Annotated in this window: 9 protein-coding genes and 1 pseudogene; 4 read left to right on the forward strand and 6 right to left on the reverse strand. The window is 71.7% G+C overall.

Annotated elements, in window-relative coordinates; all coding sequences use genetic code 11:
- Nucleotides 1-38: 38 nt before the first annotated feature.
- Nucleotides 39-482: a hypothetical protein gene (locus ACIA5D_RS08000; protein WP_396029118.1), complete on the forward strand. Its 444-nt coding sequence runs from the start codon at nt 39-41 to the stop codon at nt 480-482.
- A 61-nt stretch (nt 483-543) separates the two neighbouring features.
- Complete coding sequence (locus ACIA5D_RS08005; protein ID WP_396029119.1) at nt 544-6,009, forward strand: carboxyl transferase domain-containing protein; 5,466 nt, start codon at nt 544-546, stop codon at nt 6,007-6,009.
- A gap of 177 nt (nt 6,010-6,186) precedes the next feature.
- On the opposite strand, the gene ACIA5D_RS08010 is transcribed toward ACIA5D_RS08005, so the two are convergent.
- The 4 genes from ACIA5D_RS08010 to ACIA5D_RS08025 all read right to left on the reverse strand — a co-directional run bounded on the left by ACIA5D_RS08010 (nt 6,187) and on the right by ACIA5D_RS08025 (nt 9,876).
- Nucleotides 6,187-6,555: a cupin domain-containing protein gene (locus tag ACIA5D_RS08010; protein ID WP_396029120.1), complete on the reverse strand. Its 369-nt coding sequence runs from the start codon at nt 6,553-6,555 to the stop codon at nt 6,187-6,189.
- Nucleotides 6,556-6,573: 18 nt separating this feature from the next.
- Entirely contained in the window at nt 6,574-7,596 is a 1,023-nt protein-coding gene (locus ACIA5D_RS08015) for an aldo/keto reductase (RefSeq protein WP_396029121.1), read from the reverse strand.
- Between the two features lie 11 nt (nt 7,597-7,607).
- Nucleotides 7,608-7,985 (reverse strand): DUF2255 family protein, encoded by a 378-nt coding sequence (locus ACIA5D_RS08020; protein ID WP_396029122.1) that lies wholly within the window; start codon nt 7,983-7,985, stop codon nt 7,608-7,610.
- Nucleotides 7,986-8,082: 97 nt separating this feature from the next.
- Complete coding sequence (locus ACIA5D_RS08025) at nt 8,083-9,876, reverse strand: discoidin domain-containing protein (RefSeq protein WP_396029123.1); 1,794 nt, start codon at nt 9,874-9,876, stop codon at nt 8,083-8,085.
- Between the two features lie 99 nt (nt 9,877-9,975).
- Between ACIA5D_RS08025 and ACIA5D_RS08030 the strand changes: the two genes are divergently transcribed.
- Nucleotides 9,976-10,164, forward strand: coding sequence for a hypothetical protein (locus tag ACIA5D_RS08030; RefSeq protein ID WP_396029124.1), 189 nt, complete (start codon nt 9,976-9,978; stop codon nt 10,162-10,164).
- Here the strand turns inward: ACIA5D_RS08030 and ACIA5D_RS08035 are convergent.
- Nucleotides 10,161-11,384, reverse strand: coding sequence for an amidohydrolase (locus ACIA5D_RS08035; RefSeq protein WP_396029125.1), 1,224 nt, complete (start codon nt 11,382-11,384; stop codon nt 10,161-10,163). The two genes, ACIA5D_RS08030 and ACIA5D_RS08035, sit on opposite strands and share 4 nt — an antisense overlap.
- 678 nt (nt 11,385-12,062) lie before the next feature.
- Here ACIA5D_RS08035 and ACIA5D_RS08040 point away from each other — a divergent pair.
- Entirely contained in the window at nt 12,063-12,923 is an 861-nt protein-coding gene (locus ACIA5D_RS08040) for an ATP-binding protein (RefSeq protein ID WP_396029496.1), read from the forward strand.
- Between the two features lie 21 nt (nt 12,924-12,944).
- Here the strand turns inward: ACIA5D_RS08040 and ACIA5D_RS08045 are convergent.
- Nucleotides 12,945-14,069 (reverse strand): annotated as a pseudogene (locus ACIA5D_RS08045) (MFS transporter); the annotation flags it as partial.
- Between the last annotated feature and the right edge of the window lie 16 nt (nt 14,070-14,085).

Raw genomic sequence — 14,085 nt, forward strand, 5'->3', positions numbered from 1 at the left:
CCCGCACGGCGGCGACGGCGCTCACCCTCGTACTCGTCATGGGCGGCTGCACCACGGAGGGTGACCGGACCGCCCAGCCGAAGCAAGCCCAGCCGCAAGAAACGTCGAAATGCGGCGAAACTGTCGTGACGGACGCGCTGCCGGAATGGGCGCGCACCGGCTTCAGCGGCGACGGCGCCGGCATTCCGCACGTTTTCGGAAAGTCCGGCGACATCCTCGGCGTCATTTTCGGCAGTCCGCTCAAGGCGCCGCCCGCCGAGGACCGCAGCAACAAGATCCTCTGGGTGACCCGCGTCTCGGCGACCACGGCCGGTGATCTGACGATCCACGCGAAACTTGACGGAACCGATGAAACGGCCGAACGGAAGGTCACCGGCGGTCCCGGCCCATCGATCATCGATCTGCCTCAGGCCGGCTGCTGGCGGCTGACGCTCGAGTGGTGGGGCCACACCGATACGATGGATCTCACCTACTCTTCATGATCGCCAGCGGGCCTGTAGCCTCCCCTGAGAGTTACCTAGAGGTGAGGCAGGGCTGGGTCTGGTGTTCAAGCGAATCGCCATCGTCAACCGCGGCGAGGCCGCCATGCGGCTCATCCACGCCGTCCGCGATCTGAACGCCGAGACCGGCGCCCGGATCGAAACCGTCGCCCTGCACACCGACGTCGACCGCGCCGCGATGTTCGTGCGCGAGGCCGACATCGCGTACGACCTCGGAGCGGCGGCCAGCAGGCCGTATCTCGACCTGAAGACGCTCGAGCGCGCGCTGGTCGACACCGGCGCCGACGCCGCCTGGGTCGGCTGGGGTTTCGTGGCGGAGGATCCCGCTTTCGCGGAGCTGTGCGAAAAAGTCGGCGTCACCTTCATCGGCCCGAGCCCCGAGGCGATGCGGAAACTCGGCGACAAGATCGGCGCGAAACTCATCGCCGAGGAGGTCGGCGTCCCGGTCGCGCCGTGGAGCCGCGGCCCGGTCGAGACGCTCGACGCCGCGATCGCGCAAGCCGCCCGGATCGGCTACCCGCTGATGCTCAAGGCCACGGCCGGCGGCGGCGGGCGCGGCATCCGCGTGGTCCGCGACGAGGCGCAGCTCATCGACGCGTACGAGCGCACCAGCCAGGAGGCGGCGCGCGCCTTCGGCAGCGGCATCGTCTTCCTGGAGCGCCTGGTCACCGGCGCCCGGCACGTCGAGGTGCAGGTCATCGCCGACGGCCAGGGCACCGCGTGGGCGCTCGGCGTGCGCGACTGCTCGGTCCAGCGCCGCAACCAGAAAGTCATCGAGGAATCCGCCTCGCCGGTGCTCAGCCCCGAGCGCGCGGCCGAGCTCAAGGCGTCGGCCGAGCGGCTCGCGGTCGCGGTCGGCTACCGCGGCGCCGCCACCGTCGAGTTCCTCTACCACCCCGGCGACGACCTGCTCGCGTTCCTCGAGGTCAACACGCGTCTGCAGGTCGAGCACCCGATCACCGAGTCGACCACCGGTTTCGACCTGGTGCGCGCGCAACTGCACGTGGCCTCGGGCGGAAAGCTCGAGGGCGCCCCGCCGGCCGAGCGTGGCCACGCCATCGAGGCGCGGCTCAACGCGGAAGACCCCGACCGCGATTTCGCGCCCTCCCCGGGCCGCATCGCGCGCCTGGTCTTCCCGGCCGGCCCCGGCATCCGGGTGGACACGGGCGTCGGCGAGGGCGACAGCATTCCGGGCGACTTCGACTCGATGATCGCGAAAATCATCGCGTACGGGAAGGATCGCGACGAGGCGCTGGGCCGGCTCCGCCGGGCGATGGCCGAGACCACGGTCATCATCGCGGGCGGTGCCACCAACAAAAGTTTCGTGCTCGATCTGCTGTCCCAGCCCGAGGTGATCGACGCCTCGGCCGACACCGGCTGGATCGACCGGGTGCGCGGCGAGGGCCGGCTGGTCTCGCAGCGTCACTCCGGCGTCGCGCTCGCGGCGGCCGCGATCGAGGCGTACGAGGAGGACGAGCGCGTCGAGGAGGAGCGGCTGCTCGCCACGGCGTTCGGCGGTCGTCCCCAGGTGCGCCACGAAAGCGGGCGTCCGCTCGACCTGAAGCTGCGCGGCGCGGGCTACCGGTTGCGCGTGGCCCGGGTCGGCGCCCACCGTTTCCGGGTGAGCGTCGAGGCCGGCGGCGAGCTGCGCACCGCGTACGTCGAGTTCCACCGCTTCGACCGGCACACCGGCTGGATCGTCGTCAACGGCGAGCGGCACCGCCTGCTCACCGGCGCCCACGGCGCCATCCATCTGGTCGAGGTCGACGGCGTCGCCCACCGGATCACCCGGGACGAGGGCGGCGTGCTGCGCTCCCCGATGCCGGCCTTGGTCGTCGCCACCCCGCTCGAGGTGGGCGCCGAGGTCGACGCGGGCGCGCCGGTGCTGGTGCTCGAGGCCATGAAGATGGAGGCGGTGCTGCGCGCGCCGTTCCGGGCCCGGGTCAAGGAGCGCATGGTCGTGGTCGGCAACAAGGTCGACGCCGGCGCGGCGCTGCTGCGGCTCGAGCCGCTCGGCGGCGACGAGGCCGAGGCCGTCGAGGCGGCCGGGCACGTCGAGATCGACCTGCCCGCCGAGCCGGCCGAGGTGCCCGCCCGGCAACGCGCCGCGTGGGGCCAGGAGGACCTGCGCAGCCTGCTGCTCGGCTTTGACGTCGACCCGCACGACGAGCGCCGGCTGCTCAACGACTACCTGGCCGCTCGCCGGGCCGCCGCCGAGGCCGGCCAGCGGACCCTGGCCGGCGAGATCCAGCTGCTCGAGGTCTTCGCCGACCTGGCCGAGCTGAGCCGCAACCGGCCGGCCGGCGAGGACGGCGCCGGGGACACCCACGTGCACAGCCCGCGCGAGTACTTCCACACGTACCTGCAGAGCCTCGACGTCGAGCGGGCCGGGCTGTCCGAGCGGTTCCAGGCCCGGCTCGGCAAGGCGCTCAGCCACTACGGCGTCACCGAGCTGGAGCGCACGCCCGAGCTCGAGGCCGCGGTGTTCCGCATCTTCCTGGCCCAGCAGCGGGCCGCCGCCGACGCCACCGCGATCACCACGCTGCTGCGCGCCTGGCTGGGCGAGCCGCCGCCGGACGACACGCTGCACGAGTCGGCGGGTCTCGCGCTCGAGCGGCTGATCGCGGCCACCCAGGTGCGGTTCCCGGCGATCGCCGACCTGTCCCGAGGAGTGGTTTTCGCCTGGTTCGGCCAGCCCCTCCTGCGTCGCAACCGGGCGCGGGTCTACGTCGGCGTACGGAAAAACTTGCGCTATCTCGACGCCCGGCCGGACGCGCCGGATCGCGCCGAGCGCATCACGGAGATGGTGCGAAGCACCGAGCCGCTGGTGCGCGTGCTCGGCCAGCGCCTGGTTCGCGACAACCTCGACAACTCGGTCATGCTCGAGGTCCTGACCCGCCGCTACTACGGCAACAGGGGTCTGTCCGACGTGCGCACGGTCGAGGCCGCGGGCTGTACTTTCGTGGTCGCCGAGCATGCCGGGTCCCGCCTGGTCACCGCCGCGGTCAACTACGCGCAGCTGGGCGGCGCGCTCGACGGGCTGGCCTCGCTCGCCACCGGCGACATGGCGATCGACGCCGATGTCTATCTTTCGTGGGAGGGCCAGCCGGCCGACACCGACGACATGGCCGCCGCGCTGTACGAGGTGATCAGCTCGCACCCGCTGCCGCCGCAGATCCACCGACTCACCGTCGCGGTCGCCGGCCGTGGCGGCGCGGTCATGCACCACCACTTCACGTTCCGCCGCTCCAGCACCGGGATGACCGAGGAGCGGCTGATCCGCGGCCTGCACCCGCAAGTTTCGGAGCGGATGCAGCTCGAGCGGCTGCGAAAGTTCGACCTGACCCGCGTGCCGTCCTCGGACGAGGAAATCTATCTCTTCCGGTGCGTGGCCCGCGAAAATCCGTCGGACGACCGGCTGGTGGCGTTCGCGCAGGTGCGCGACCTGGCCGAGCTGCGTGAGCACGACGGGCGCCTGGTCGCGCTGCCCACCACCGAGGACACGATCGCCACCTGCCTCGACTCGATCCGCCGGCAGCAGTCGAGCCGGCCGTCGGACAAGCGGTTCAACACCAACCGGATCGTCATCTACGTCTGGCCGCCGGTCTCGCTGACCCGCGAGGAGATGGAGATGATCGCCCGGCGGGTCGCGCCGACGGTCGCGGGCGCCGGGCTCGAGGAGATCTTGTTCATCGCGCGCCGGCGCAACAGCGAGGGCCGGCTGGTCAAGGTGGCGGTCCGGATCGTCTTCGACGTCGCCGGCGGCGCGCAGCTGATCATCGAGGAGCCCACCGACGAGCCGGTCGAGCCGCTGGACGGCTACCGGCAGAAGGTGCTGCGGGCGTCGAGCCGCAACACGGTGTACCCGTACGAGATCACTGCGATGCTCGGCGAGTTCGTCGAGCACGACCTGTCCGCCGACGGCGTGCTCGAGCCGGTCGACCGACCCAAGGGCCGCAACGCGGCGGCGATCGTGGCCGGTGTGGTCACCACGCGCACCGAGGTCTATCCCGAGGGCATCAAGCGGGTGGTGCTGCTGGGCGACCCGACCAAGGCGCTGGGCTCGCTCGCCGAGCCCGAGTGCCGCCGGGTCATCGCCGGCCTCGACCTCGCCGACCGGCTCGGTGTCCCGCTGGAGTGGTACACGCTGTCGTCCGGCGCGAAGATCGCGATGGACTCGGGCACCGAGAACATGGACTGGGTGGCCGAGGCGCTCAAGCGGATCGTCGAGTTCACCCAGGACGGCGGCGAGATCAACATCGTGGTCGCGGGCATCAACGTCGGCGCTCAGCCGTACTGGAACGCCGAGGCCACGATGCTCATGCACACCAAGGGCATCCTGGTCATGACGCCGGAATCGGCGATGGTGCTCACCGGCAAGCAGGCGCTCGACTTCTCCGGCGGCGTGTCGGCCGAGGACAACTTCGGCATCGGCGGCTACGACCGGGTGATGGGGCCGAACGGGCAGGCGCAGTACTGGGCGCCGTCGCTGCCGGCGGCCCGCGATGTGCTGATGTCGCACTACGACCACACGTACGTGGTGCCCGGCGAGTCATCGCCGCGGCGGGCCTCGACCGTGGACCCGGTCGACCGGGACGTGTCGGACTTCCCGCACAACGTGGCCGGCAGCGACTTCACCACGGTCGGCGAAATTTTCTCGGCGGCGTCCAACCCCGACCGCAAGAAACCCTTCGACATCCGTACGGTGATGCGCGCGCTCGCCGATCAGGACCACCCGGTGCTGGAGCGGTGGGCCGGCATGGCCGACGCGGAGACGGCGGTCGTCCAGGATGTGCACCTCGGCGGCATCCCGGTCTGCCTGCTCGGCATCGAGTCGCGGTCGGTGACCCGGCGCGGTTTCCCGCCCACCGACGGCCCCGACGCGTACACGGCCGGCACGTTCTTCCCCCGCTCGTCGAAGAAGGCGGCGCGGGCGATCAACGCGGCCAGCGGCAACCGCCCCCTCGTCGTGCTGGCGAACCTTTCCGGTTTCGACGGTTCCCCGGAATCGATGCGGAAACTTCAGCTCGAGTACGGCGCCGAGATCGGTCGCGCGATCGTCAACTTCCGCGGCCCGATCGTCTTCTGCGTGATCTCGCGGTACCACGGCGGCGCTTTCGTGGTGTTCTCGAAGCGGCTCAACCCGAACATGACGGTGCTCGCGCTGGAGGGCTCGTTCGCCTCGGTGCTCGGCGGCGCCCCGGCCGCGGCGGTGGTCTTCACCGGCGACGTCAACCGGCGCACGGCCTCCGACCCGCGGGTGCTCGCGCTGCAGGAAAGGGTCGCGTCCGCCACCGGCACCGACCGGGGCGCGCTGGCCGCCGAGCTGGAGGAGCTGCGGGCGTCGGTGCGCACTGAGAAGCTCAACGAGGTCGCGGCGGAGTTCGACCGGTCGCACAGCATCCAGCGCGCGGTCGAGGTCGGCTCGGTCGACGCGGTCATCAAGGCCACCGAGCTGCGGCCGCGTATCATCGAGGCGATCGACTTCGGCGCGCGCCGCCCTTCGTAGGCGGCTCACCGCGACGGCGGCCGTCGTAACGCTCACCGCAACGGCGGGCGCCCCCAGCGGGGGTGCCCGCCGCTTGCGTTCCGAGCCGGCCGCGACCGTGGTCTTGATGATTTTCGGCGCGCTGCGAACCGGAAGTCATCGAGGGTGCCCCGGGTCAGCGTCCCGGGTATTCGGCGATCACGTGATCGCCCCACACGGTTTCCGGGCCCTCCTGGTCCTCGGCGAGGCCGTCCCAGATGGCCAGGTGGTCATGAAATGGTCGGGGTCCGCGCCGTGCCAGTGCCATTCGCCCGGCGGCGTCCAGATCGTGTCGCCCGGGCGGATCTCGACGACCTCGCCGCCGCGGGACTGTACAAGGCCGCGGCCCTCGGTGACGTGCAGGGTCTGGCCGTTGACGTGCCGGTGCCAGGCGGTGTGCGCGCCGGGCGAGAACCGGACGGCGTTGACCCGCAGCCGGTCGGTCGCGGCGACGACGTCGAACCAGACGTCGCCGGTGAACATCTCGGCCGGGCCCTTGGTGGTCGGCTGTTTCTTGCGGATCTCCATCGAATGGCCTTTCGGGCGTCAGCGGCGGCGGGCGGCGGGCTGCAGCCAGGGATTCACCCAGCCGTTGTCGGCGGGATTGAGGGTGACACCGGGCGCGACGATCTCGTCGATGCGGTCCAGGACGTCCTCGTCCAGGGCTACCTCGGCGGCGGGCAGCTGCGACTCGAGGTGGTCCATCGTGCGCGGCCCGATGATCGCCGAGGTGATGCCGGGGTGCCGCAGGACGAACGCGATGGCCAGCTCGATCAGGGTGACACCGGCGTCGTCGGCGAGCCTCGCCAGGGCCTCGGCAGCTTCCAGTTTTCGCTGGTTCTCCGGCAGCGAAAGGTCGAAGCGGTTGGCCAGCCGTTGCCGCGCCACCGACGTCGGGCCTTCGTGCGAATCCTGGCGGTAGCGGCCGGAAAGCCAGCCGCCGGCCAGCGGGCTGTAGGAGAGCACGCCCATGCCGTGGCGCTCGGTCAGCGGCAGGATCTCGTTCTCGATGGCGCGGGTGAGCATCGAGTACGTCGGCTGCTCGGTGACGAAACGTTCCCGGCCGCGGTCCCGCGCGATGTGCTGCGCGTCGACGAGCGCGGATGCCGGGAAGGTGGAGTGGCCGATGTAGCGAACCTTTCCCGCCCGTACGAGATCGGTCAGCGCGCCCAGCGTCTCGTCGAGGTCGACCGCCGGGTCGTAGCGGTGCATCTGGTAGAGGTCGAGGTGGTCGGTGCCGAGCCGGCGCAGCGAGTCCTCGACCGACGTCATGATCCAGCGCCGGGAGCCGCCGCGATGGTTCGGATTGTCGTCGAACGGCATGAAGAACTTCGTGGCCAGCACGACGTCGTCGCGCAGCCCGCGGAGCGCCTTGCCGACGATGACCTCGGACTCGCCCTGCGAGTACACGTCGGCGGTGTCGACGAAATTGATCCCGGCGTCGAGCGCCCGGTGGATGATCTTGATGCTCTCGTCGTGGTCCTTCGTGCCCCAGTCGCCGAACATCATGGTGCCGAGGCACAGCTTGCTCACCTGGACGCCCGTGCGTCCCAAGGGCCGGAACTCCATGGTCGATCTCCTCAGTCGCGGGGGAGCAGGCGGATGGTCACCGTGGCCGCGTCGGGGCCTGTGACGGTGCCGACTATCGCCGGGCCGTAGCGGTCGTACTTGCCGTGATAGGCGCGGTCGATGTCGGCGCCCGCGGACACGGCCGCATCGGCGAAGACGACATCGCGTTCGACGCCCCCGGCGCGGATGCGCCCGGCGCCGCCGGCCCGCGCGCGGCGGTACCAGCCGTTGGTGGCGCCGTAGGCGCTGCGGATGTAGATGTCGTCGCCGGCGCGGACCACCCAGATCGTCACGAACGGGCGGAGCGTGCCGTCGGGGCGGTAGGAGCTGACCTGAAGCTCCTCGGCGTCCCCGATGCGGGTCAGGTCGTCTTCTGTCCAAGCGGTCACGATCCGACCGTAGGCAGACGAGGCCCTCGGCAGGGAGGGTCTGGCATTACCCGGCACCGTCTCGCCCCGCGAAAGACCGAGACGGTGCCGGCCTGATTCACCAGCCGACGGCGACCAGCAGGTACTGCGGGCTTCCGTGCGAGACGAACGAGCTCTGCCCGGCCACGTCGTCGTACGGGAATCCGTAGGCGAGCCGCCCGAGCGCGTGGTCGTGCCAGAACTTCGCGTAGTAGTTCGCCGGCGCGGCCCGGTAGTAGTTCGACACCGTCTCCCACTGCGACTGCGGCAGGTCGATCGTGTGCCGGTTGAGCGCCGCGCACTGCTGCGGCTGCCCCGCGAGAACGCCCGCGCACCCGAAGATGTCGGAGGTCGCCGCCGTGATCCCGTTCTGCGCCGCGTAGCTCGACAGGTAGGTCTGGTACTGCCCGCCGGAGCGGAACGCGGCGTCACTGCCGGGCGCCAGGATCCGGTACGGTGCGGTGGCGGTGGCCAGGTGCTTGAACTCGGCCGGCACCTCGTCGGAGAACTTCTGGAAAGTGACGGCCCGGTCCTCGGTGAACGTCTGGTAGTCCTCGCCGACCTGCACGTCGTACCCGTCCTTCGCGTGCAGCCGCATGGCGATCTTCAGGCCGAAGGCGTCCACCCGCGTGGTGTTGCCGTTGAAAACATTCGCGCCCACGGTGAACTCGATGAAGTCGAAATACTGGCTGGTCGGCGAGCCGAGGTAGAAGTACATGCGCCCGGCCGAGTTCGCCGGCATGTCCAGGTACTGCTGCTCGGCGATCGAGTGGGTCTGCCCGTTGAAGCTCCAGTACACCTGGCTGTCGGGATACTTTCCGTTCGTACGGTTGAGAATCTTCACCTCGACGACGTTTTGCGCGGCCGGGATCGACGCGGTGTCGCCCCAGAACGAGTCGGGCATCGTGGTGCCGCCGGGCGGGGTGCTGGTCGGCGGCGTGGTGGGCGGCGGCGTGGTGGTCGGCGTGGTGACCGTGCCGGTGATGTGCACGACGAACGACCACAGCGAGTAGCCGTAGGCGGTGGCGCGCGCCGTGCCGTACATCCGGATGTAGCGCCCGCTGCCGGCGACGTTCAGGTTCTGCGTCCCGCCGGTCGCGGTGGTGGTGCTGTAAATGGTGGTCCAGGCGGTGCCGTTGGCGGAGACCTGGATCTGGTACGCGCTGGCGTAGGCCGCCTCCCAGCTCAGGGCCACGCCGCACACGGTCTGCGTCGAGCCGAGGTCGACCTGGAGCCACTGCGGGTCGGTGAACGCGCTCGACCAGCGGGTCGCGGCGTTGCCGTCCACGGCGGCGCTCGCCGAGGTGGCGGCATTCTCGCTGCTGGAGGCGGTCGCCGGGCGTCCCTGGGCGGCGTCGGCGGCGTTGCAGGTGGCCGATCCCGTCGACCCGTAGACCTGGAACTCCCACACCGAGTAGCCGTAGGCGGTGGCCCGCGCGGTGGCGTAGAGCCGGACGTACCGTCCGGCGCCGGTCACGCTGAGCGTCTGGTTACCGCCGGCGCCGGTGGTCGTGCTGTAGACGGTGGTCCAGGCGGTGCCGTTGGCCGAGGTCTGAATTTGGAATGATCTCGCGTACGCCGCCTCCCAGTTCACCGCGACGGAGGAGATGGTGGCGCTCACGCCGAGGTCGACCTGAAGCCATTGCGGGTCGCTGAACGCGCTCGACCACCGCGTGCCGGTGTTCCCGTCGACGGCGGCACTGGCCGGGGTGGTGGCGTTCTCGGTGCTGGAGGCGGTCGCGGTCTTTCCTTGCGAGAGCAGCGTGTCGGCGGCGTGCGCCGTGCCGATCGTGACGCTGAGATAGGCGGCGATCAGGACGGCCAGCGGGGCGCCGAGCGGCCGGATCCACCGCCTGCGGGTGGCTTGGGACATGGGGACTCCCGGGGAGTGGGGATGGTGCGCGGTGCCGCCCGGCCGGTTCGCCGGCCTGGGGATGGGCGGCAGAGAGCGCTCTCACCCGGAGTCTCATCGATGCCCGTCATCGCAAGCAAGGGATTCGCGTTCCGGAACCGCCGCGCTCGCATGGGCCTGAGCGCGGCGGCCGGCCCGAGCGCGGCGGCCGGCCCGAGCGCGGCGGCGGGGCCCGAGCGCGGCGGCGGGGCCTGGGCGCCGCGGCGGGGGCCCGAGCAGCGCGGCGGCGCGGGCGACTGGCGCAGCTAGGTCGCCGGCATCCACTCGCGGGCGGCGGTGACCAGCGCGGTCACCCCCATCGGCAGGGTCGGCTCGATGACCGGCGCGAAGAACGGCGAGTGGTTCGACGGCAGTCCGCCCGCGATCCTTTCCAGCTCGGAGGCCGAGCCGGCCCCCGCGAACAGCGCCGGGTCGGCGCCCCCGAGCAGCCAGTACACGAGCGGCGCCCCGGCCGCGGTGGCGAATATCCCGACGTCCTCGCTGCCGGTCACCACGCCCGGATCGACCACCCGCCCGGCGCCCAGCGCACGCTCGAGGGCCGCCCGGGTGCGCTCGCTGGCGGCCGCATCGTTGACCAGCGCCGGGAACGACTCCTCGAGCACGATCTCGGGCTCCTTGGGAGCGCCCGAAGCCGCCGCCTCGGCCGCCACGATCCGCCGGATCGCGGCGAGGGCCGCCTCCCGCACCGCGGGATCGAACGTGCGCAGGCTGAGCAGCAACTCCGCATCGGCCGGGATGATGTTGCTCTTGACGCCCGCCCGCATGGCCCCCACGGTCAGGACGGCCGTGTCTTTCGCGGCGATTTCGCGGGAGACGACGCCCTGCAGGCGCAGAACGGTCGCGGCCGCCATGACAACCGGGTCGACCGAGGTTTCCGGCCGCGATCCGTGCGCGCCGCGGCCGAACAGCGTGACCCGGATGCCGTCCGCGGCGGAGAACGCGACCCCCGGGTGCAGGCCGATCAGCCCGGCCGGCAGCGGCGCGACGTGCTGGCCGAGCACCACGTCGGGCCGCCCGAACTGCTCGAACAGGCCGTCGGCGACCATCGCTTGCGCTCCCGTGCCGACCTCCTCGGCCGGCTGGAAGACGAGCATCGCTGTCCCGCACCACGCGGCGGTATCGGCCGCGAGAGCCTCCGCCGCCCCCACCAGGCAGGCCACGTGCACGTCGTGCCCGCACGCGTGCATCACCGGCACCTCCTGCCCCTCGGCGTCGGTGGTGCGGGCCGTGCTCGCGTACGGAAGCCCGGTCTCCTCCGCCACCGGCAGCGCGTCCATGTCGGCGCGCAGCAGCGCGGTCGGCCCGTCGCCGTTGCGCAACACGCCTACGACTCCGGTCCCGCCGACGCCCGGTGTCGTTTCGTAGCCGAGCGCGGTCAGCCGCTCCGCGACCAGCCCCGCCGTCCGGGTTTCCGCCTCCGACAGTTCCGGATGCTGATGCAGGTCGCGGTAGAAATCAGCCAGATCCATGCGGACGATCGTCGTCGCCCGCGTCCGGATTTGCATCCCTCTCCCGGAATGATCCGTGCACGACGACGAGCCGCCGGCCGCACGCCCAGCGGCCGACCGGCAGGGAAATGTCCGTTATATGGTGGGGAAATAGAACGAAGCGGACCCCTTCGCCTGCTCGGGACCGGACCGCGCGCCGCGGCCCGGCAGGCCACCGCGCTGTTCGCGCTGGCCGGCGCGCTCGCCCTGGTCGGCATCCAGGACCAGCCCGGCGGCTACCACCGGCTACTCGTGGTCGCCGCCTGCGATTTCCTGACGGCCCTGGTCGCGCTGCTCATCCCGTGGGAGCGCCTGCACCGGTACGCCCCGGCCGCGCTCGGGCTGCCCGGTTTCGCCGTCCTCGGCCTGTCCACCTGGTCGTTCGGCGGCGTGGCCACCGGCACCGGCCCGTTCCTGGTCCTGGTCTACGCCTGGGCGGCCCTGCATTTCCCGCGGTGGATCCTGTTCGCCTACCTCGTCCCGGCCACGCTCGCCTACGTCGTCCCGCTGGTGCTGACCGGCCAGCCGCCGATCATCCTGGGCAGCGCGGTCGTCCTTATGCCGGTCGCCCTCACGGTGGCGCTGCTGATCGAGGCGCAGGACCGGCACCTGCGCGACGACCGCGAGCGCCTGGCCCGCATCGAGCAATGGCGCGCCGCCATGGTCAGCACCCTCGCCCACGACGTCCGGTCGCCGCTGACCACCGTTCGCTTCACCCTCGAGGAACTGCGGGAGGACGCCGGCGGTCCGGCCGTCCGCATGCTCGATGCCGCCCTGCGCCAGACGGCCCGCATCTCCCGCCTGGCCGAGGGACTGCTCGACCTCGACCGGATCAGCAGCTCCGGGCATCTCCAGCTCGACCGCCAGCACGTCCCGGCCCGCGCGCTGGTCGACGACGCCCTCCATTACGTGCGCTCCGACGCCGACGTGACCGTCGCGATCGACGAGAAACTTTCCATCGACGTGGACCGTCAACGTTTCGAGCAGATCGTCGTGAACCTCGTCGGCAACGCCCTGCGCTACGGCCGGCCTCCGGTGGTCGTCTCGATCGTCCGCGACGGCCCGACCGACCGCCTCGAGGTCCGCGACCACGGCGACGGCATCCCCGAGAGCCTTCGCTCGACCCTGTTCAGCCAGTTCGCGGTCGGCGGCCCCGAGGGCGTGGGGCTGGGCCTCTGGATCGTGCGCCAGCTCGCCGAGGCCCACGGCGGCCGCGCGACCGCCGAGGCCCGCGACCCCGGCGTCGCCATGGTGGTCACCTTTCCCGCGGCCGCCGAAAGCCAGCCGGCCTCCAGCGAGAGCGAGCAGCCGGCGACCGAAAGCCGGGCGGCGACCGAAAGTCGGGCGGCGACCGAAAGTCGGGCGGCGACCGAAAGTCGGGCGGCGACCGAAAGTCGGGCGGCGACCGAAAGTCAGCCGACTACCGAAAGTCAGCCGGCCCCCGGCGAAAGTGAATCCGCGGCCGGCGAGAGTCGGCCGGCGGCCCGCGAAGAGCGGAGCGCCGCCGGCGAGAACCAGTAGCAGCGTCGACAGACCCGCGAAAAGACACGCCCCGACGAAAATCAAGCCCGTCATCCCGTACGCGATGAGCCAGCCGAACGCCGCGCCCGCCGCAACCGGAACGACAGTTTCCGCGACCGCGCCGATCCCGGTCAGCGCCCCTTGCACGCTGCCTTGCTCCTCGTCCCCGACGCAGCGCGAAATCCACGCCTGTGCCGCCGCGCCGCCGACCGAGCCGAGCACGCCGATCGCCATGAGCACGTACAGCATCCAGGGCGCCGCGACGAATGCCGTCCCGCCGAGGACCGCGGCGCCGAGCAGGCTGCCCAGCACCGCGGCCCGCCGGTCGCCGAGCCGCCGGACGATCGGACCGACGGCCCGCGCCTGGAAGATCGCCCCGGCGAGCGCTCCGGCCGCGATCACGAAACCGACGTGCGCGGTGCCCCACGCGAACTGGTGGGTGAGGAAGAACGCCCAGGTCGACTGCTGGGTCATGCGGGCGATGTCGGCGCAGAGGCGGGCCAGGGCCAGCCGCCCGAGCACCGGCCGGCGCAGCACGGCGACGACCGCGCCGACCGGGTTGGCCGTGCGCAGCGTCAGCGGCGTCGTCCGGTCGCCCGGCCGCGACTCGGGCAGGACCAGCCAGCCGTAGGCGACATTCGCGAAAGAGAGCGCGGCCGCGGCGTAGAACGGCAACCGCACGTCGACGGCGCCGAGCAGGCCGCCGATTGTCGGCCCGGCGACGAAACCGAGCCCGAAAGCCGAGCCGACCAGCCCGTACGCGCGAGCCCGGCCCGACGGCGGGACGACGTCCGCGATGTACGCGTTGACCACGGTGTTCGTGCCCGCGAAAGCCCCGGCCAGGGCGTGGAAGACGACCAGCGTCCACGGGCCGGACGACAGCGCGTGGGCCAGCCAGTCGACGCCGAGGCAGGCCAGCGACGCGAGCAGGACCGGCCGCCGGCCGTACCGGTCGGCGAGCCGGCCGAGCAGCGGCGAGCCGGCGAACTGGAGCAGCCCGAAGACCGAGCCGAGCACACCGGACCAGACGACGGCGCTGGCCGGGCCGCCGGTGACCTCGCCCAGCAGGGCGGGCACGATCGGCACGATCAGGCCGAGCCCGAGCATGTCGACAAAGACGGTGAGCAGGAGAAACGAGAGGCGCACGACGGCTCCAGAGTCG

It is taken from the genome of Actinoplanes sp. NPDC051513, assembly GCF_044454685.1.
GTDB lineage: Bacteria > Actinomycetota > Actinomycetes > Mycobacteriales > Micromonosporaceae > Actinoplanes.

Coding starts and splice junctions, on each gene's coding strand:
- ACIA5D_RS08015 (WP_396029121.1), bottom strand. CDS start 7,596: ATGGAGTTCCGGCCCTTGGGACGCACGGGCGTCCAGGTGAGCAAGCTG.
- ACIA5D_RS08010 (WP_396029120.1), bottom strand. CDS start 6,555: ATGGAGATCCGCAAGAAACAGCCGACCACCAAGGGCCCGGCCGAGATG.
- ACIA5D_RS08040 (WP_396029496.1), top strand. CDS start 12,063: ATGGTCAGCACCCTCGCCCACGACGTCCGGTCGCCGCTGACCACCGTT.
- ACIA5D_RS08030 (WP_396029124.1), top strand. CDS start 9,976: ATGCCCGTCATCGCAAGCAAGGGATTCGCGTTCCGGAACCGCCGCGCT.
- ACIA5D_RS08000 (WP_396029118.1), top strand. CDS start 39: ATGGGCGGCTGCACCACGGAGGGTGACCGGACCGCCCAGCCGAAGCAA.
- ACIA5D_RS08025 (WP_396029123.1), bottom strand. CDS start 9,876: ATGTCCCAAGCCACCCGCAGGCGGTGGATCCGGCCGCTCGGCGCCCCG.
- ACIA5D_RS08035 (WP_396029125.1), bottom strand. CDS start 11,384: ATGGATCTGGCTGATTTCTACCGCGACCTGCATCAGCATCCGGAACTG.